Origin of the sequence: Pinisolibacter aquiterrae (genome assembly GCF_019160155.1) — a bacterium.
GTDB lineage: Bacteria > Pseudomonadota > Alphaproteobacteria > Rhizobiales > Ancalomicrobiaceae > Pinisolibacter > Pinisolibacter aquiterrae.
The window spans coordinates 188,932-207,470 of the sequence record NZ_JAFNIH010000019.1 but is presented as its reverse complement, the minus strand read 5'-3'; the positions used below and the strand labels follow the sequence as shown (position 1 = coordinate 207,470).

General features: G+C 67.8%; 18 protein-coding genes. 8 read left to right on the top strand and 10 right to left on the bottom strand.

Features of this window, described 5'->3' with window-relative positions:
• The first annotated feature begins 47 nt into the window (after positions 1-47).
• The 6 genes from J3S89_RS05275 (at position 48) to J3S89_RS05250 (ending at position 6,365) form a co-directional block, all read left to right on the top strand.
• Positions 48-2,774 (top strand): hybrid sensor histidine kinase/response regulator, encoded by a 2,727-nt coding sequence (locus J3S89_RS05275; protein WP_217926427.1) that lies wholly within the window; start codon positions 48-50, stop codon positions 2,772-2,774.
• Complete coding sequence (locus tag J3S89_RS05270) at positions 2,771-3,238, top strand: chemotaxis protein CheW (RefSeq protein ID WP_217926426.1); 468 nt, start codon at positions 2,771-2,773, stop codon at positions 3,236-3,238. The genes J3S89_RS05275 and J3S89_RS05270 overlap by 4 nt, the downstream gene beginning before the upstream one ends.
• 23 nt (positions 3,239-3,261) lie before the next feature.
• On the top strand, positions 3,262-3,627 hold the full coding sequence (locus J3S89_RS05265) for a response regulator (protein WP_217926425.1): 366 nt from the start codon (positions 3,262-3,264) through the stop codon (positions 3,625-3,627).
• A 13-nt stretch (positions 3,628-3,640) separates the two neighbouring features.
• Positions 3,641-4,837: a protein-glutamate methylesterase/protein-glutamine glutaminase gene (locus J3S89_RS05260; protein ID WP_217926424.1), complete on the top strand. Its 1,197-nt coding sequence runs from the start codon at positions 3,641-3,643 to the stop codon at positions 4,835-4,837.
• Positions 4,834-5,736: a CheR family methyltransferase gene (locus J3S89_RS05255; RefSeq protein WP_217926423.1), complete on the top strand. Its 903-nt coding sequence runs from the start codon at positions 4,834-4,836 to the stop codon at positions 5,734-5,736. The genes J3S89_RS05260 and J3S89_RS05255 overlap by 4 nt, the downstream gene beginning before the upstream one ends.
• Before the next feature lie 335 nt (positions 5,737-6,071).
• Positions 6,072-6,365, top strand: a complete 294-nt coding sequence (locus J3S89_RS05250; RefSeq protein WP_217926422.1) for a hypothetical protein — start codon at positions 6,072-6,074, stop codon at positions 6,363-6,365.
• Positions 6,366-6,674: 309 nt separating this feature from the next.
• On the opposite strand, the gene J3S89_RS05245 is transcribed toward J3S89_RS05250, so the two are convergent.
• Together J3S89_RS05245 and ctrA are read right to left on the bottom strand one after the other, a co-directional pair.
• Positions 6,675-7,577: an FkbM family methyltransferase gene (locus J3S89_RS05245; RefSeq protein WP_217926421.1), complete on the bottom strand. Its 903-nt coding sequence runs from the start codon at positions 7,575-7,577 to the stop codon at positions 6,675-6,677.
• Between the two features lie 210 nt (positions 7,578-7,787).
• Positions 7,788-8,492: a response regulator transcription factor CtrA gene (gene ctrA, locus J3S89_RS05240; RefSeq protein ID WP_217926420.1), complete on the bottom strand. Its 705-nt coding sequence runs from the start codon at positions 8,490-8,492 to the stop codon at positions 7,788-7,790.
• Between the two features lie 387 nt (positions 8,493-8,879).
• On the opposite strand from ctrA, the gene fliI reads away from it, so the two are divergent.
• Both fliI and fliJ read left to right on the top strand, forming a co-directional pair.
• Entirely contained in the window at positions 8,880-10,193 is a 1,314-nt protein-coding gene (fliI, locus tag J3S89_RS05235) for a flagellar protein export ATPase FliI (protein ID WP_217926419.1), read from the top strand.
• 68 nt (positions 10,194-10,261) lie between these two features.
• The gene (gene fliJ, locus J3S89_RS05230; RefSeq protein WP_217926418.1) at positions 10,262-10,675 is read left to right on the top strand and encodes a flagellar export protein FliJ; all 414 of its coding nucleotides are present in this window, start codon (positions 10,262-10,264) and stop codon (positions 10,673-10,675) included.
• A gap of 111 nt (positions 10,676-10,786) precedes the next feature.
• Here the strand turns inward: fliJ and J3S89_RS05225 are convergent, their stop codons facing one another.
• The 8 genes from J3S89_RS05225 to J3S89_RS05190 form a co-directional block, all read right to left on the bottom strand.
• Positions 10,787-11,401: a GNAT family N-acetyltransferase gene (locus tag J3S89_RS05225; RefSeq protein WP_230489261.1), complete on the bottom strand. Its 615-nt coding sequence runs from the start codon at positions 11,399-11,401 to the stop codon at positions 10,787-10,789.
• 26 nt (positions 11,402-11,427) lie between these two features.
• Positions 11,428-12,213: a MipA/OmpV family protein gene (locus J3S89_RS05220; protein ID WP_217926417.1), complete on the bottom strand. Its 786-nt coding sequence runs from the start codon at positions 12,211-12,213 to the stop codon at positions 11,428-11,430.
• A 122-nt stretch (positions 12,214-12,335) separates the two neighbouring features.
• Positions 12,336-14,468: a flagellar biosynthesis protein FlhA gene (flhA, locus tag J3S89_RS05215; RefSeq protein ID WP_217926416.1), complete on the bottom strand. Its 2,133-nt coding sequence runs from the start codon at positions 14,466-14,468 to the stop codon at positions 12,336-12,338.
• Positions 14,469-14,560: 92 nt separating this feature from the next.
• Positions 14,561-15,079: a hypothetical protein gene (locus J3S89_RS05210; RefSeq protein WP_217926415.1), complete on the bottom strand. Its 519-nt coding sequence runs from the start codon at positions 15,077-15,079 to the stop codon at positions 14,561-14,563.
• A gap of 110 nt (positions 15,080-15,189) precedes the next feature.
• The gene (locus J3S89_RS05205) at positions 15,190-15,825 is read right to left on the bottom strand and encodes a LysE family translocator (protein ID WP_217926414.1); all 636 of its coding nucleotides are present in this window, start codon (positions 15,823-15,825) and stop codon (positions 15,190-15,192) included.
• Positions 15,826-16,058: 233 nt separating this feature from the next.
• On the bottom strand, positions 16,059-17,444 hold the full coding sequence (gene flbD, locus J3S89_RS05200) for a sigma-54-dependent transcriptional regulator FlbD (protein ID WP_217926413.1): 1,386 nt from the start codon (positions 17,442-17,444) through the stop codon (positions 16,059-16,061).
• A gap of 10 nt (positions 17,445-17,454) precedes the next feature.
• Positions 17,455-17,757, bottom strand: a complete 303-nt coding sequence (gene fliN / locus J3S89_RS05195; RefSeq protein ID WP_230489277.1) for a flagellar motor switch protein FliN — start codon at positions 17,755-17,757, stop codon at positions 17,455-17,457.
• Positions 17,758-17,801: 44 nt separating this feature from the next.
• A complete protein-coding gene (locus J3S89_RS05190; RefSeq protein ID WP_217926411.1) occupies positions 17,802-18,527 on the bottom strand; it encodes a FliH/SctL family protein in 726 nt (241 codons plus the stop codon).
• Positions 18,528-18,539: the final 12 nt, after the last annotated feature.

Below are 18,539 nucleotides of genomic sequence, written 5' to 3'. Positions count from 1 at the left end.
AGCCCCCTCGCGACGTCCCCGTCGACGACTGCTTCAAGGTAGGGGCCATGGACGATCTGCTTCGCGAATTCCTCACCGAGACGAATGAGAGCCTCGACGTCGTCGACGTGGAGCTGGTCAAGTTCGAGCAAGACCCGAACAACGAGAAGATCCTCGGAAACATCTTCCGGCTCGTGCACACGATCAAGGGAACCTGCGGGTTCCTCGGCCTGCCGCGGCTCGAGGCGATCGCGCACGCGGCCGAGACGCTGATGGGCAAGTTCCGGGACGGTGTCCCGGTGACCGAGGCGGCGGTGACGCTGGTGCTCCAGTCGATCGACCGGATCAAGCAATTGGTGGCCGATCTCGAGGCGAGCGAGACGGAGCCGGTCGGCGACGACCGCGATCTCATCTCCGAGTTGGAGCGGATGTCGGAAGCCGGCAAGCCGGCGATCGCCGCCGAGGCGCCCAAGCACACCGAAGGCGCGATGGTCTATCAGGTGCTCGAGCGCCAGTTGCGTCCCGGCGAGGTCTCGCTCGACGATCTGGAGCGCGCCTTCCGCGAGGCGACGGTCGACGAGTCGGTGTTCGCGGTCCAGGCCGAGCCCGAGCCGGTCGCCGCGGCCGAGCCCGCCGTCCACGCCGAACCGGCGGCCGTCGCCGCCAGGAAGCCGGCCAAGGCGGTCGTCGAGGCGAAGGAGGACGGCGAGGGCAAGTCGACCGCCGGCAGCGTCTCGTCGCAGTCGATCCGCGTCGCGGTCGACACGCTCGAACATCTGATGACCATGGTCTCGGAACTGGTGCTGACCCGCAACCAGTTGCTCGAGATCGTCCGTCGTCACGAGGACAGCGAATTCAAGGTGCCGCTGCAGCGGCTCTCCAACGTGACGGCCGAGCTGCAGGAAGGCGTCATGAAGACGCGCATGCAGCCGATCGGCAGCGCCTGGCAGAAGCTGCCGCGCATCGTGCGCGACCTCTCCAACGAACTCGGCAAGGCGATCGAGCTGGAGATGGTCGGTCAGGAGACCGAACTCGACCGTCAGGTGCTCGAGCTGATCAAGGATCCGCTCACCCACATGGTGCGCAATTCCGCCGATCACGGTCTCGAGGGTCCGGAGGCGCGCAAGGCCGCCGGCAAGCCGGAGAAGGGCACGATCCGCCTCGCCGCCTATCACGAGGGCGGCCACATCATCATCGAGATCGCCGACGACGGACGCGGCCTCGACGTGGAGAAGATCCGCCAGAAGATCGTCGACAACGGGCTCGCGACCGAGTTCGAGCTCGAGAAGATGACCGAGGCGCAGATCTTCAAGTACGTCTTCGCGCCGGGCTTCTCGACCGCCAGCAAGGTCACCAACGTCTCCGGCCGCGGCGTCGGCATGGACGTGGTCAAGACCAACATCGACGCCATCGGCGGCACGGTCGATCTGAAGAGCGTGGCCGGCAAGGGCACGACCTTCACCATCAAGATCCCGCTGACGCTGGCGATCGTCTCGACGCTGATCGTGGAATCGGCGGGCGATCGCTTCGCCATCCCGCAGCTGTCGGTGGTCGAACTGGTCCGGGCTCAGCAGAACTCGGAGCATCGCATCGAGCGGATCCGCGACACGCCGGTGCTGCGCCTCAGGAACAAGCTCCTGCCGCTGGTGCATCTCTCCAAGCTTCTCGGCATCACTGCGATCGGCGGCGACGCCCGCGAGCCGGTGTCGGAGGAGGACGGCTTCATCGTCGTCATGCAGATCGGCAATCAGACCTTCGGCGTGGTCGTCGACGCGGTGTTCCACACCGAGGAGATCGTCGTGAAGCCGATGTCGACGATGCTGCGTCACATCGGCATGTTCTCCGGCAACACCATCCTCGGCGACGGCTCGGTGATCATGATCATCGATCCCAACGGCATCGCTCAGGCGATCGGCCCGTCGCAGGCGGCGGCCGGGATCGAGGAGACCGAACACGAGGAGGAGAAGGCGCGCGACGAGGCTCAGCTCGTGTCGCTGCTCCTGTTCCGCGCCGGCTCCGATCAGCCCAAGGCGGTGCCGCTGTCGCTGGTGACCCGCCTCGAGGAATTCTCGGTCGACAAGGTCGAGCGCTCCAACGGGCGTGATCTCGTGCAGTATCGCGGCTCGCTGATGCCGCTCGTCTATTTCGACGAATATGCCCAGCGCAAGACCGAGGGCGGTCTGCCGATGCTGGTGTTCTCCGACGCCGGCCGGTCGATGGGACTGGTGGTCGACGAGATCATCGACATCGTCGAGGACCGGCTCGAGATCGAGGTCGGCTCGGAACGTCCGGGCGTGCTCGGCTCCGCGGTGATCAAGGGCAAGGCGACGGAAGTGGTCGACATCGGTCACTTCCTGCCGCAGGCCTTCGAGGACTGGTTCCGTCGCAAGGAGATCTCGGCGGAGGCGCTGACGCGCTCGCTGCTGTTCATCGACGACGCGCCGTTCTTCCGCAACATGCTCGGTCCGGTGCTGAAGGCGGCGGGCTATCGGGTGACGGTGTGCGCCTCGGCGGTCGACGCGCTGGCGATGCTCGAGGACGGGCGCAAGTTCGACGTCGTCGTCTCCGACATCGAGATGCCCGACATGAACGGCTTCGAATTCGCAGAGGCGGTGCGCCGTCATCCGCGGCTGCGCAGCCTGCCGATCCTGGCGCTGTCGTCGGTGTGCACGCCCGCCTCGATCGAGCGCGGCCGTCAGTCCGGATTCGACGACTACATCGCCAAATTCGATCGTCCCGGCCTGATCGCCGCCCTCAAGGAAGTGTCGAACCACGAGATGGGGATCGCGGCATGACCGACGACGTCAACGTCCTCAACGACAGCATCCAATACGTCACCGTGGTGATCGGCGGACAATTGTTCGGATTGCCGATCTCGCGCGTCCACGACGTGTTCGTGCCGGAATCGATCACGCGCGTTCCCCTGTCGCGTCCCGAAATCGCCGGCGTGCTCAATCTGCGCGGCCGTATCGTCACCACCATCGACATGCGCCGCCGGCTCGATCTGCCGCCGCGCGGCGACGGCGCTCAGGTGATGGCGGTCGGCATCGAGCACAAGGGCGAGAGCTATGGCCTCCTCATCGACAACGTCGGCGAGGTCCTCGATCTCCCGTCGAACGGGCGGGAACCCAATCCGGTGAACCTCGATCAGCGTTGGGCGGCCATCTCCGGCGGTGTCCATCGCCTCAACGGACAACTGATGGTCATTCTCGACGTGGATCGTGTCCTCGGCGGGATGGCCGAAGCGATCGCCGCCTGACCGGCCGCATGGAGTGGACTTCGATGAAGAACTGTCTGGTCGTCGACGACTCGAGCGTCATTCGCAAGGTGGCCCGCCGCATCCTCGAGGATCTCGCCTTCGAGATCGTCGAGGCGGAAGACGGCGCCCAGGCGCTCGACGCCTGCCGTAAGGAGATGCCGAACGCGATCCTGCTCGACTGGAACATGCCGGTGATGGATGGGCTCGAATTCCTCGCTCATCTGCGTCGCGAGCCGGGCGGGGAGAAGCCGAAGGTGGTCTTCTGCACGACCGAGAACGACGTCGGTCACATTGCCAAGGCGATGCGCGCGGGGGCGGACGAGTACATCATGAAGCCGTTCGACCGCGAGATCGTGGAAGCGAAGTTCGCAGAAGTCGGCCTGATCTGAACGGGAGGCCGGCATGGCGTTCATGGGGGGGGCCGCGACGGCGCGGCCGCAGACGACGGTGACGGATCCCGTCCGGGTGATGGTCGTCGACGATTCCGTCGTCGTGCGCGGCCTGATCGGACGGTGGATCGACGAGGATCCGGCGCTCGCGGTGGTGGCCAGCCACCGCAACGGCAAGCTGGCGGTCGACGACATCGTGCGTTCCAACCCCGACGTGGTCGTGCTCGACGTGGAAATGCCGGAGATGGACGGCATCACGGCGCTGCCGCTGATGCTGAAGGCCAAGCCCGGCCTCGTGGTGGTGATGGCCTCGACGCTGACGCGGCGCAATGCCGAGATCTCGCTCAAGTGTCTGTCGCTCGGCGCGGCCGACTATGTGCCGAAGCCGGAATCCAACAGCGGCGTGACCACCTCAGCCGGGTTCCGCACCGAGGTGGTGCAGAAGGTCAAGACGCTGGGGCAGCGCGCGCAGATGCGCGGCGGGCGCGGACACGTGTCACACCCCGAGCCGAGCCCGCGTCAGGCGCCTCCCGTTTCGCCCGCGCCGACGGCGCGTCCGATCGCGTCGCCCGCGCCGCGCGCGACGACATCCGGGGCGGGGCCGTCGCTGCGGCCCTATTCCTCGATGGCGCCGAAGGTGCTGCTGATCGGCTCCTCGACCGGCGGACCGCAGGCGCTCACCAAGCTCTTTTCCGAGATCGGTCCGGCGATCGTCAACGTGCCGGTGCTGGTCACCCAGCACATGCCGGCGACCTTCACCTCGATCCTCGCCGAGCACATCACCAAGGCGGCCGGCCGTCGCGCCGCCGAGGGCGTGCACGGCGAGCCGTTGATGCCGGGGCGCATCTACGTGGCGCCGGGCGGCCGGCACATGGTGGTCGGCAAGCAGGGCATGGAGACCTGTGTGCTGCTCAACGACCTGCCGCCGGTCAATTTCTGCAAGCCGGCGGTCGATCCGCTGTTCGAAAGCGCGGCCTCGATCTTCGGAGCCTCGATCCTGGCCTGCGTGCTCACGGGCATGGGGCACGACGGCGCCGCCGGCGCGGTCCGGATCGCCAACGGTGGTGGTTCGGTGATCGCACAAGACGAAGAATCGAGCGTGGTCTGGGGCATGCCCGGCGCGGTGGCGCAGGCGGGCGCGGCGGCGGAGATCCTGCCGCTCGACCAGATCGGTTCGAAGATCACGCGTATCCTGGGGGGACGTCGATGACGCCGCAAGAGTTCGACTGGCTCAGAGCGTTTCTCAAGCAGCAGTCCGGCCTCGTCCTGACCAACGAGAAGCAGTATCTGATCGAAAGCCGCCTTTTGCCGGTGGCGCGCAAGGCCGGGCTCGCCTCGCTCTCGGCGCTGATCGCCAAGATCAAGGAGCCGGGGCAGTCGATGCTGGCGGCGACGGTGGTCGAGGCGATGACCACCAACGAGTCCTTCTTCTTCCGCGACAAGACGCCGTTCGAGCATTTCACCGACACGATGCTGCCGAAGATGCTGGAGGCCCGCGCCCGCGAACGCCGTCTCCGGATCTGGTGCGCGGCCGCCTCGACCGGCCAGGAGCCCTATTCGCTGGCGATGTGTCTCAAGGACGCCGAGGCGAAGCTCGCCGGCTGGCGCGTCGAGATCCTCGGCACCGACCTCTCCACCGACGTGCTGGAGAAGGCCAAAGCCGGCGTCTACACGCAATTCGAGGTGCAGCGCGGTCTGCCGATCAACCATCTGCTGAAGTATTTCACGCAGATCGGCGACACGTGGCAGATCAATTCGAACATGCGTTCGATGGTGCAGTATCGAAAGCTCAACCTCTTGGAGAATTTCTCCTCGTTGGGCCAGTTCGACATCATCTTCTGCCGCAACGTGCTGATCTATTTCGACAACAAGACCAAGGTCGAGATCCTGGAGCGGATGGCGAAGATGATGCCGGCGGACGGCTATCTGGTGCTGGGCGCGGCGGAGACCGTGGTCGGTCTCACCGACGTCTTCCGGCCCATGACCGAGAAGCGCGGCCTCTATCAGGTCGGCGACGGCACTGCCCCGGGGCTCAGGTCGAGCTCCCTGGGGGCGGTCGGAACGGCGGCCCCGATCGGGGCCTCGCGGTTTGCGAGCTTCGGGCGCTGACTACGGGCGACGCCGTGGACCGAGACGACATCGAGGGGCGTGCCGGTGACGGCGCGCCCCTTTCGCATGCCGTCCGAGGGCGCGAGGGCGGCGGGAGGGGGCTCGAGGCCGCTGGTTGACGCGTGTCGCGAGGGCGCCTCTCGATTTCGACAAAGATATGAAACGTTTGAATAATTTTCGATGGCCGTCGGGTCGGAGTCGGATCCTTCGCTGTGATACGTATACGATTTGCGTTGTTTCCGCATTGGAAAGTATCGTTGACCTTCATTTCTCGGCGGCGTAACGTTCGCGCGCGGCGAATACCGAGGCTACTGAACAGAACACAGGAGGGTATCATGCGGTATATTCTGGGTATGACGGCGATGCTCGCCGGTCTGTGCGTGTCTTCGGCTGCCTTCGCCGAGAAGTATGTGGTCAAGGAGGCCCGCGGGACCGTGATGGCCTGCTATCAGCAGGTGTATGTTCCCGCCACCGTGCAGTACAACACGCGCGGAATTCTCGCCAAGCGCGAGAGCGTCGGCTGGGTGGTGACGGGTGATCGCTGGGAGAAGGTGCGCAGCCCGGCGGTCTACTTCGAGACGTCGAAGACGGTCGAACCCGATCACTACAAGCTCGTTCCCTGCAAGTGATCGTCCCGTGATCGGCCGCGCGGCGGGCCGATCGACGACGGTCGGGCGACGCGCGTCGCAACGTGATCGGCCCGCGCTCTCGGTGGAGAGCGCGGGCCGCAACGTTTCGAGGCTCGGGTGGGGGCGTGGGGCGACGCGTGCCGGCGCGGCGTGGACGGACGATCCGCCCGGACCCGTCGTCGGGGCATACCGTCGGGCATTGAAAATGGCCGATGGCATTCCTGACGCGAACTTCTCATGCTTCTGACGCAGATGGGAAATTCGCGTGTCTTCAAAGGCCGGGCGCGTCAGCACCTTCGGCCTTTGGCATCAGTACCAGAAGGTGCCGAGCGTGATGTCCGGGCGCTCGATCGTGCAGGGGTGATCGAGCTCGGTCGGGAAGGTGCGGCGATCGTCGACCGGCGTGAACAGCGCGCGGTTGGCGAAGGTCACCTCGAGCGTCTGGGGAACGACGACGCTGCCGTAGTTCGACAGGCCGCTGATGTTGTTGGCGTGGACGTGGCACACGAAGAACGCCTGATTCAGCTTGTCCAGCACGCGCTGCATGATCTCGTACTGATCGGTCTCGGCGAGGCGCTCGAAGCCGTGCAGCTCGGTGACGATCTGGCGATACTTGGAGATCTCTTCGATCGGGGTGGCGTCGAAGGCGGGCCATTCGAAGCCTTCGATGTCGATCTTCAGGAAGAGGTCGGTGGCCTCGCCGCCGGTCTCGCGGATCAACGAGGACATGGAGCGATTGCCGGGGGAATCCTCCGTCGCGATCATTTCCCGGAAGAAGTGCAGATTGGGGTGGGTGCTGGGCGCGGCCTTGATGGTGCCGTCGTATTGGCGCACGTCGATGCCCTTGTTCGCCAGCTCGACGTCGAGCGTGTCGTTGTTGCCGATCCCGAGCGAATGGGCGACGCGGACGTTCGCGAAGTCGTCGAGGCAGACGTAGCCGCCGTCGCCGTCGCTGCCGAGGCGGATCTTGGCGACGCCCTGGACCGAATAGGGGCGCAAGGGACGCAGGATCGCCAGCGCGCGCCGGGCCATCTCGAAGGGATCGATGACCGTCACGGTGCCGTCGAGGGTCTTGGCGACGTTGCGATAGAACACGTCGGAACGACCGAAGAGATCTTCGTCTTCCTTGAGCCAGCGGATGACCGGGGCCAGCACGGCGAAGGTCCGCTTCTTGAGGCTGCGGGTGTATTTCCTGCGAAGACGGGAGGTCATGGGAGGAGCTTTCGGCAACGAACGATCGGAAGACGGAGGAGGGCTCGTCCGAGCCGCTTTTCCGGGGTGTAACGGCTTTCTCTTAATTCATGCGGGTGGGGATGTCGACGCCGAGACGGCGGCCTCGGCGGCTCGCCGGGCGAGAAACGCGAAACCCCGCCGACGAGGCTCGCGGCGGGGTCTGGACGGAGTGGGGAGGCACGTCGGGGGTCAGGCGATGTCGGCGTAGACGTCGCTCTCGTCGGGCTCGCGCAGCACGTAGCCGCGACCCCAGACGGTCTCGATGTAGTTCTTGCCGCCGGTGGCGGAGGCGAGCTTCTTGCGCAGCTTGCAGATGAAGACGTCGATGATCTTCAGCTCGGGCTCGTCCATGCCGCCGTAGAGATGATTGAGGAACATCTCCTTGGTCAGCGTGGTGCCCTTGCGCAGGCTCAGGAGCTCCAGCATCTGATATTCCTTGCCGGTCAGATGCACGCGCTGGGTGTTCACCTCGACCGTCTTGGTGTCGAGGTTCACCACCAGATCGCCGGTCGTGATGACCGACTGGGCGTGACCCTTGGAACGGCGGACGATGGCATGGATGCGGGCGACCAGCTCGTCCTTGTGGAACGGCTTGGTCATGTAGTCGTCCGCGCCGAAGCCCAGGCCGCGCACCTTGTCCTCGATGCCGGCGAGACCGGAGAGGATCAGGATCGGGGTCTTCACCTTCGAGACGCGCAGCGTCCGCAGGACCTCGTAACCCGACATGTCCGGCAGGTTCAGATCCAGAAGAATGATGTCGTAATCATAGAGCTTGCCGAGGTCGATGCCCTCTTCGCCCAGATCCGTCGTGTAGACGTTGAAGTTTTCCGACTTGAGCATCAACTCGATGCTCTGCGCCGTGGCGCTGTCGTCTTCGATGAGTAGTACGCGCATGCCAATCCCCTTTGTCGCCTCTACCGGGTTTGGCGCATCGGCCCCCGACCGGCCTCAGCGAAGCACCCCCGTCAACCCCCGACTCGGTAGCGTACCGGACAATGGTTAACAGACTCTGATTCGCCTCGGCAAGAGTCGAGTGACGCCTCGGCCTAATTTCTCTCCAGGTGACTGAAACGAAAAGGGAATCTCGCGGCGAAAAAGTTAATGCGTCACTTTAGGAAGGGCGCCTAACCGATTCTGCGGAATCACCTCTCCGAGGTCCCTCGGAAAGCGTCGCGTGCGACCCCACATCGCCCGCTCGTTCATATTGTTTGACGAAGGACGTTAACAAGCCGTTACTGGAGCGGCCCGAGACGGCCTGCTTCATCAAGAGATTCGAAACCAATGGATTCCCTGAGCCGTGAGATCGCGGAGTTGTCCCCCGTCACCACCTTCGGGCGGGTCGTGGCGGTGCGCGGTCTGATGATCGAGGTCGCCGGGCCGATCCACGAGATGAGCGTCGGCTCGCGGTTGGCGATCGACGCCGCCTCGGGGCGGGTCGTGCCGGCGGAGGTGGTGGGATTTCAAGGAGATCGCGCGCTCTGCCTGCCGTTCGGGGCGCTCGAGGGGGTGCGGATGGGCTGCCGCGCGGTGGTGGCGGCGGCGGACGGGTCGATCCGGCCGTCCGATGCCTGGCTCGGGCGCGTCGTCAACGCGCTCGGCGAGCCGCTCGACGGCAAGGGGCCGTTGCCGCAGGGGGCGGTGTCGCGGCACTTGCGCGCAGGGCCGCCGCCGGCGGGCGAGCGGGCCCGGGTCGGTGGGCCGATCGACCTCGGCGTGCGCGCGCTCAACACCTTCGTCACCTGCTGCCGCGGCCAGCGCATGGGCATCTTCGCCGGTTCCGGCGTCGGCAAGTCGGTGCTCCTGTCGATGCTGGCGCGCTACACCTCGACCGACGTGGCGGTGATCGGCCTCGTCGGCGAACGCGGGCGCGAGGTGCAGGAGTTCATCGAGGACGATCTCGGCGAGGCGGGTCTCGCCCGCTCGGTGGTGATCGTCGCGACCTCCGACGAACCGGCGCTGATGCGGCGGCAGGCGGCCTACATGACCTTCGCGGTCGCCGAGCACTTCCGCGACGAGGGGCGCGACGTGCTGTGCATGATGGATTCGGTCACGCGTTTCGCCATGGCCCAGCGCGAGATCGGGCTCGCGGCCGGCGAGCCGCCCGCCTCCAAGGGCTATACGCCGACGGTCTTCACCGAGTTGCCGCGCCTGCTCGAGCGGGCCGGGCCGGGGCGGGTCGGCGAGGGCTCGATCACCGGCCTCTTCACCGTGCTGGTGGAGGGCGACAATCACAACGAGCCGGTCGCCGACGCGGTCAGAGGCATTCTCGACGGCCACATCGTGATGGAACGGCAGATCGCCGAGCGCGGGCGCTATCCGGCGATCAACGTCTTGAAGAGCGTGTCGCGGACGATGCCGCGCGCCATTCCGGAGGCGCGGCGCCCGCTCATCACCGAGGCGAAACGGCTGATGGCGACCTATGGCGACATGGAGGAACTGATCCGGCTCGGCGCCTATCGCAAGGGATCGAGCCCGGAAGTCGACCGGGCGATCGCGCTCAATCCGGCCTTCGAGGCATTTCTGCAACAGGGGAAGAGCGAATCCACCTCGATGGCCGAGGGCTACGATCGGCTGGCGGCAATTCTGACGTCTTGAGTGCGCCGACTCACCTTTTGGCAACCGATCTCCGTTAAGGTCGTCTGCACCACGGGGGAGTATCGAGTATGAAGTCCCGAGACAGTCTCATTCGTCTGAAGCGGTTCCAGGTCGACGAGAAACGTCGCCAGGTGACCCAGATCGAGATGATGATCGCCGATTTCGAGCGGATGATCTCCGATCTCGACGACCAGATCGTCGGCGAGCAGAACCGCGTCGGCATCCACGACATCACCCATTTCGCCTATCCGACCTTCGCCAAGGCGGCGATCCAGCGGCGCGAAAATCTGCGGGTGTCGGTCAAGGATCTCGAGGACAAGATGGAAGCGGCGCGCGAGGAACTGTCGATCGCCGTCGAGGATCTGAAGAAGATCGAACTGATCGAGGAGCGTGATCAGGCGCGCGACCGCGCCGAGAAGGACGCTCACGAGCAGGAGGCGCTCGACGAGGTGGCGGCGCGCCGTCACGCCTTCGGGCGTTGAGAGACGAGGCGGCGTCGGGGGGCGCCGCCGCAGGAACCCCAGTGGGGTCGAGACGTGAACGCGAACGAACTGGCCGCCCTCGGGCGGCCTTCTTCGTTTCGGGGGGAGGGATCACGCCGCCGGGTCGATCAAGGGAACGTGGGGGGCGCAGTCGCGCGGCAGCACGCCGGTCAGGCGCGGGTCGGGGCCGAGCTCGAGCGCGAGGGCGTAGGGGGTGAAGCCGGAGCGGCGGTAGAAGCCGAGCGCGCCGGGATGATCGAAATGGCAGGTGTGGACCCAGACCCGTTCGGGCGCGTCCTTCCATGCCTCGTCGAGGGCGATCCCCATCAGGGCGCGGCCGAGGCCGCCGCCGATCGCCTCCCGGGTCAGGCCGAAATAGGCGAGTTCGACCTCGCCCTCGACGCGCCGGTCGAGTTCGACGAGGCCGACGTCGCGGCCGTCGCGGACGACGGCGCGGCACCATACGCCCGCGTCGGCGAGGATCGCCGCCAGCGCCGCGTCGTCGAGGAGGCGGCGGCCGAACCACAGCCAGTCCTCACCGACGGCGGCGAACAGGCGGCGGTAACGGGCGACGTCGGCGGCGCCGATCGGCTCCAGGGCGACGCCCTCGGGCAGAGGGGGCGCGGCGCGGGGCGGGGGCGCGCGCATTTCGAGGTAGGTCACGGCGGCGGCGAGCCAGCCGGGCGGCAGGGGGCCGTAGCCTTCCGCCGGGAAGGTCAGGGTCACGGCTCCGTTCTCCTCGCCCCCCTCGCTCACCACGCGTCGATCCCGAAGCGCCAGCCGACGCCGGCGGAGATCGAGAACTGATCGCGGGCGCCGTCGGCCTTGACGATCGGCGAGCGGGCGATGGCGTCGGAGAGATGCGTCCACGACGCCTCGCTCTTCACGAACCAGCGCTTGTCGATGTCCCAGGTGACGGTGGCGCCGAGGCCGGCGCCGCGATAGCCGGCGCCGGGATCATAGGCGGGGATGCCGGTCGCCAGCGCGGCGACGGGGGAGACGCCGTAATAGGTCCGCATGTAGTCGGCCGAGGCGAAGGACACGCGCGGGCCGGCGGCGATGGTGAGCTTGTCCATCGGATGGAGAATGGCGTCGACGCCGAGTTCGGCGATCTGGCCGTGATGGCCGCCCATGCCCTGCCGCAGGCTCGCGAAGGCGCGGAAGTTGGTGTCGGTGTAGTCGACCGTCAGACCGGCCTCGAAGGCCTGGGGGACGTCGGGAAGGCCGGCCAGCACCGATGCGCCGCCGAAGGTGCGCTTCGACAGATAGCGGAAGCTCGGGGCGATGCCGAAGCCGGTATCGGACGAGGGCTGCCCGGTCAGGGGTGAGCGCAGGAACTTCAGCCCGACGATCGGCCAGGGCGACAGGACGTAGGTCTTGGAGCCTTCCCAATCGGGCGAGACGTTGAGGCCGCCGCCGACGGTGAGGACGACGTCGTCGGCCGGACCGGGGAAGCTCTGGGCGAGGGCCGGCGCGGCGGCGAGGAGGCCGACGCCGGCGAGGCTCGTGGCGAGGGCGGAGCGGAGAAGGCGGCGCATGGTCGTCCCTGAGGTGTCGAGGATCCCGGCGGGGATCGATGTCGCAGTCTTGGCACGGGATGGTTGACCGTTCGTCACCGAAGGTCCAGTGCGCGACGGCCACAATGCGAAAAGATCGCGCCTCACATCGTCCCGACCGTCTTCAGGCGGACGCGCGGGTGGACCTCGGCCTGGGACATGACGACCGTGTGCGGGCGGAAACGATCGACGATGGCGCGGACGTGGGTGCGGATGCCGGGGCTCGTCAGCAGCACCGGGATCTCGCCGATCCGGGCCGCCGCCTCGAAGCCGTCGCGGACCGCGTTGACGAATTCGCCGAGCTTGGAGGGCGCCATGGCGAGCGACTTCTGGTCGCCCTCGCCGACGAGGGCCTCCGCGAAGGCCACTTCCCAGGCCGGCGACAGCGACAGGATCGGCAGATAGCCGAGCGGCGACAGGTTGGCGGCGGAGATCTGGCGGGCGAGGCGCGAGCGCACGTGTTCGGTGATCGAGGGCACGGTGCGGGTGAAGGACACCGCCTCGGCGACGCCCTCCAGGATGGTGGAGAGGTCGCGGATCGAGATGCGCTCGGCGAGGAGGCTCTGGAGGACGCGCTGGATGCCGGAGACGGTGATCGAGCCGGGGACGATGTCCTCGATCAGCTTGTGCTGTTCCTTGGGCAGTTCGGCGAGGAGGCGGGTGACGTCGGCATAGGAGAGGAGGTCGGCGATGTTGGCCTTCAGGAGCTCGGTCAGATGGGTCGACATGACGGTGGCGGGGTCGACCACGGTCAGGCCGCGAATCGCCGCCTCCTCCTTCAGCGCCGGATCGACCCAGGTCGCGGGCAGGCCGAAAGTCGGCTCGGTGGTGTGGGTGCCGGGCAGGTCGATCTGGCGGCCTTCCGGGTCCATCACCATGAAGAGGTTGGGGAAGACCTGACCACGGCCGGCCTCGACCTCCTTGATCCGGACCACGTATTCGTTGGGCTGGAGCTGGACGTTGTCGAGGAGCCGGCACGGCGGCATGACGAAGCCCATGTCGCCGGCGATCTGGCGGCGCAGCGCCTTGATCTGCTCGGTGAGGCGGTCGGAGCCATCCGGGCCGTTGATCAGGCCGAGCAGGGCATAGCCCAACTCGATCTTGAGGTCGTCCATCCGGAGGCTCTCGGTGATCGGCTCCTCCTTCGGGGCGGCGGCCTTGGCTTCCTCGGCCTTCTTCTCGGCGGTGACGACCGCGGCCTCGCCCTTGCGTTTCTTCTCGGCGGCGAGCGCGAGCGCGCCGGCGCCGCCGGCCAGGATCAGGAAGGGCAGGGTCGGCATGCCCGGCAGCAGGCCCATCACGATCATCACGAAGGACGACATGCCGAGCGCGCGCGGATAGCCGGAGAGCTGGGCGCTCAAGGCCTTGTCGGCGGCGCCCGCGACACCGGCCTTGGAGACCAGCAGACCGGCGGCGGTCGAGACGATCAGCGCGGGGATCTGGGTGACGAGGCCGTCGCCGACGGTCAGGGTCGTGTAGGAGTGACCGGCCTCGGCGAAGGTGATGCCCTGCTGCATCACGCCGATGACGATGCCGCCGATGACGTTGATGAAGGTGATCAGCAGGCCGGCGATGGCGTCGCCGCGGACGAATTTCGAGGCGCCGTCCATGGCGCCGAAGAAGCTGCTCTCGCCCTCGAGTTCCTTGCGGCGCTTCTTCGCCTCCTTCTCGTCGATCAGGCCGGCGGAGAGGTCGGCGTCGATCGCCATCTGCTTGCCGGGCATGGCGTCGAGGGTGAAGCGGGCGGCGACCTCGGCGATGCGGCCCGAACCCTTGGTGATGACGATGAAGTTCACGATCAGGAGGATCGCGAAGACGATGATGCCGATGACGAAGTTGCCGCCCATCACGAAGTTGCCGAAGGCTTCGATGACGTGACCGGCGGCGGCGGTTCCCTCGTGGCCGTGGCCGAGGATGAGGCGGGTGGAGGCGAGGTTCAGCGACAGCCTGAGCATCGTGGCGATGAGCAGCAGGGTCGGGAAGGACGAGAACTCGAGTGGCGCCTGAATGAACAGGGCCGTCATCAGGATCAGCACCGACAGGGTGATCGAGACGGCGAGGAAGACGTCGAGCATCCACGCCGGCAGCGGGACGATCAGCACGACCAGAATGGTCATGACGCCCATCGCCAGACCGACGTCGCCACGGCGGGCGTGGGCGAGGAGCCCTCTCGGTCCGGGCAGGCCGAACGGCATCGCCAGAGCGGGACCCTTCGGTTCGACGGTGGTGTCGGTCATCGTGGCCTCGGCTCGATCGTCGTCGGGGGCGACGCGCGGGGGCCGCGCGTCGCCACTCGGCAATATTTGCCGGGGTCATGGTTAACGGGTGGTTAAGACGGTGTCGCCCGTGCCGAGGCGGCGAGGTCGGCGCCGAGATGTCCGCGCGCCGCGATCGCCTGGAAGAGCGTCTCCGGCAGGGTCAGCGTGGCGACGGTGGGACGGCCGACGACGACGAGGCGGGCGGCGCCCCAGTGGAGGCGGGCCGGGGCGATCTCGACGATCTCGTCCCAGGGAATGCGCAGCGGCGCCTTTCCGACCCCACCGAAGAGCGGCATCTTCACCGCGAGGCGAAGCCCGTCCACCTCGGCGCCGACGGCGACGCAGTTCTTCCAGACGACGGGGCCGACCATGAGGGTGGCGCCACGGACGAGCGGGGGCTCGGGGCCGCGTTCGACGCCGAAGCGGGCGGCGAGATCCGACCAGCCGCCGGAAGGGGCGATCGTCGGCCCTTCCGAACGGCGGGACCCGATCGCGCGGGAGAAGAGTCGTTTCGTCATCATGGCGAGGACCGCCACGACGACGAGAAAGCCGATGGTCTCGATCAGACCGGCGACGACGGCGGGATCCATGGCGACCTCCTCGGTGAGGAGAGGGTGGAACCCTCGGTGATCGCGAGTCTAGCGCCGCGCGCGGGCGAGCGCGTCCGTAATCGGTCGTGGCGCGACGAATGGCGCGCGGCTCAATCCCGGCCGAAGACGAGGCGCAGGCCGAAGATCAGCATGATGCCGCCGGCCAGCCGGTCGAGCCAGGAGCGGCCGCGATCGAGCACGCGCGCGACCGGCGGGCTCGCCACCGTGGCGGCGACGAGCCCGTACCAGAGGCAGGAGATCGCCGGCATCATGACGAGGGCGATCGCCTGTTCGCCGGCGCCGAGGCGATGGGCGCCGGTCGCGGCGAAGATCGACATGTAATAGGCGATGGTCTTGGGATTGGTGACGTTGGTGATCACCCCGGCGCGCCAGGCGCCGAAGAGGGTGAAGGCGGGCACCGGGGCGGCGACGGCCTCGGGCGCGGCGAAGGAGAGGCGGACCGTCTTCACGCCGAGCCAGAGCAGATAGAGGCCGCAGACGAGTTTCATCGCCACGGCGAGGCGGGGCAGGGCCTCGAAGGTCGCGCCGAGGCCGGTCAATCCGAGTGTCGCCCAGGCGAGCCCGACGGGAAAGACCCCGGCGGCGGCGGCCCAACCGAAGCGGCGCCCGCGCGTCGCGGCATGGGCGACGAGGATCGTGTTCGGCCCCGGCACCATGGCGATGACGATCTGCGCGGCGGCGAGGGTGGCTATGATCTGGAAACTCTCGGAGACGGTCACGGGCACCGGGTGTCCTCTCGGGCTCGATCGACGGGCGCGGGGTCACCCGGGGCGTCCCGCATCGCGAGGTTAACGCGACTGGGCAATCTTTGCCGGGTGTATGGTTAACGCGAGGTTAAATCGGCGCGGGCCCGGGGTCACGGACGGGTGAGGTCCGGCTTCGAAGCCGGCCGGATACGCGACGACCGGCGCGTCGGCGCCGGTCGTGGTCTCGTCCGTCGTTTCGGAAGGGGCGCCGCTCACGCCGCCTCGATGCCGCCGCCGGGCGGGGTGATGTCGAAGCCGTCGTCGCCGTATTCCTTGAGCTTGTTCCTGAGCGTGCGGATCGAGATGCCGAGGATGTTGGCGGCATGGGTCCGGTTGCCGAGCGTCGAGCCGAGGGTCTCGAGGATCAGTTCGCGCTCGACGTCGGCGACGGTGCGGCCGACCAGGGCGCGGGTGACGGCCTCGGCGGTCTCGGCGGCGCGGGCGGCGGGGTCGCGGGCGGGCGCCGGGGCGCCGTCGCCGTGGGCCTCGTCGAGGCGCAGGCCGTCGGGGGTGCGGACCGCGTCGAGATCGATCACGTCGCCCGAGGCGAGCAGCACCGCGCGGTGCATGCAGTTCTCGAGCTCGCGGACGTTGCCGGGCCAGCGGAAGCGGGTCAGCTCGCGGCGCGCCTCGGGGGAGAGCGGGCGCGGCTTCATGCCGTTCGCCTTGGCGTAGCGGTCGAGGAAGTGGTCGGCGAGCGCCTGGACGTCGGCGGGGCGATCGCGCAGCGGCGGAATCTTCAGATTGACGACGTTGAGGCGGTAGAGCAGGTCCTCGCGGAAGCGGCCGGCGCGGGCCTCCTCGGCCATGTTGCGGTTGGAGGTGGCGAGGATACGGATGTCGACCGGGACCGGCCGGGTGCCGCCGACGCGGTCGATGATGCGTTCCTGGATGGCGCGCAGGAGCTTCGCCTGGAGGCGCAGATCCATCTCGGAGATCTCGTCGAGCAGCAGCGTGCCGCCGTCGGCCTCCTCGAACTTGCCGATGCGCCGGGCGATGGCGCCGGTGAAGGCGCCCTTCTCGTGGCCGAAGAGTTCGCTCTCGAGCAGCGCCTCGGGGATCGCGGCGCAGTTGACGGCGATGAAGGGCTTCGACGCGCGGTTCGACTTCCTGTGGACGTGGCGGGCGAGCACCTCCTTGCCGGTGCCGCTCTCGCCGGTGATCAGGATCGAGGCGTCGGAGGGGGCGACCTGATCGGCGAGGCGGACGACGCGGGCCATCGCCTCGTCGCGGACGACGAGATCGCCGCCGTCCTCGGCCACCGCCGCCAGGACGGCGGCGATCAGATCCGGGTCGGGGGGCAGGGGGATGTATTCCTTGGCGCCGGCGCGGATGGCGCCGACGGCGGCACGGGCGTCGTTGGCGACGCCGCAGGCGACCACCGGCACATGGATCAGCTCGAGCTCGAGCTTCCTGACGAGATCGCCGACGTCGAGGCCGACGTCGATCATCAGGAGATCGGCGCCGCGCCCGGAGCGCAGCGTCTTCAGGGCGATCTCGACGGTATCGGCATGGGCGACGGAGGCGCCGCGATCCATGGCGATGCGCGAGGCGACCGCGAGTTGTCCACCGAGTGTGCCGACGATGAGGAGCCTCATGTCCGTCCCCTCATTTGTCCGATTTGATGATTTCGGTCATGGTCACGCCGAGCCGGTCCTCGACCAGGACCACCTCGCCGCGCGCCACCAGCCGATCGTTGACGTAGATGTCGATCGCCTCGCCGACCTTGCGGTCGAGCTCGAGCACGGTGCCCTGATTGAGCTTGAGGAGATCGGCCACCTGCATGCGGGCCTGACCGAGCACGGCGGAGACCTTCACCGGCACGTCGAAGACGGCCTCGAGGTCGCCGGCGGTGCGCGGTTGGGGGATCCCGTCGTCGCCGGAGCGATCCTTGGTGGAAGGGTCCATCATGTCCAGGGTCAGGCCGTCGCGGGGCTCGTCGTCGGGCGTCGCGCTCATGGGGCGGTCCTCCGATGGTCGTCGGCCGGGGTTCCGGCGTCGTCGGTGATGTCGAGAGCGGCGCGGCGCGCCTCGATCCAGCGGGCCACGGTCGCGTCGATCTCGGCGGCGAGGGCGTCGCCGTCGCGAAGGATACCACCATCCGCCCATTCGATGCGGCAATCGCCGCGGCCGACGTCGTCCTCGCCGAGGATGACGATGCGGCCGTCGAAGCCGGTCTCGCGGGCGATGCGCTTGACCTCCGGCTCCAGCGCGGCGGCGTCGCGGGTGTCGAGGCGCACGACCAGATGCGGCGACTTGCGCAAGGGGCCGAGGCATTCCCTGAGCAGGGCGCGGATCTCGGCGAGCGGTTCGCGGTCGATCAGGTGGGTGGCGAGGCGGCGAGCGGCGACCACGGCGAGTTCGACGGCGCGTGTCTCCGCCGCCAGACGCTCGGCATCGAGGGTGGCGAGCAGGGTGCGGGCGGTGCCGACCAGGGCGGAGGCGGCATCGGCGAGACGTTCGGCGGCGCGGGCCTCGGCGTCGAGGCGACCGCTGGCGAACCCCTCCTCGCGGCCCTCGGCATAGCCTTCGGCGCGGGCGCGTTCCTCGACCTGGACCAGTTCGGCCAGATGCTGGTCGAGGTCGATGGTCGGGCGCGGCGGCTCGATCGGCGCGGCGGCGACGGCGGGCTCGGGCTTGCCGAAATCGGTGTCGAAGAGGAAGCGTGCGGGTGCTGCCATGATGGTCGCCGA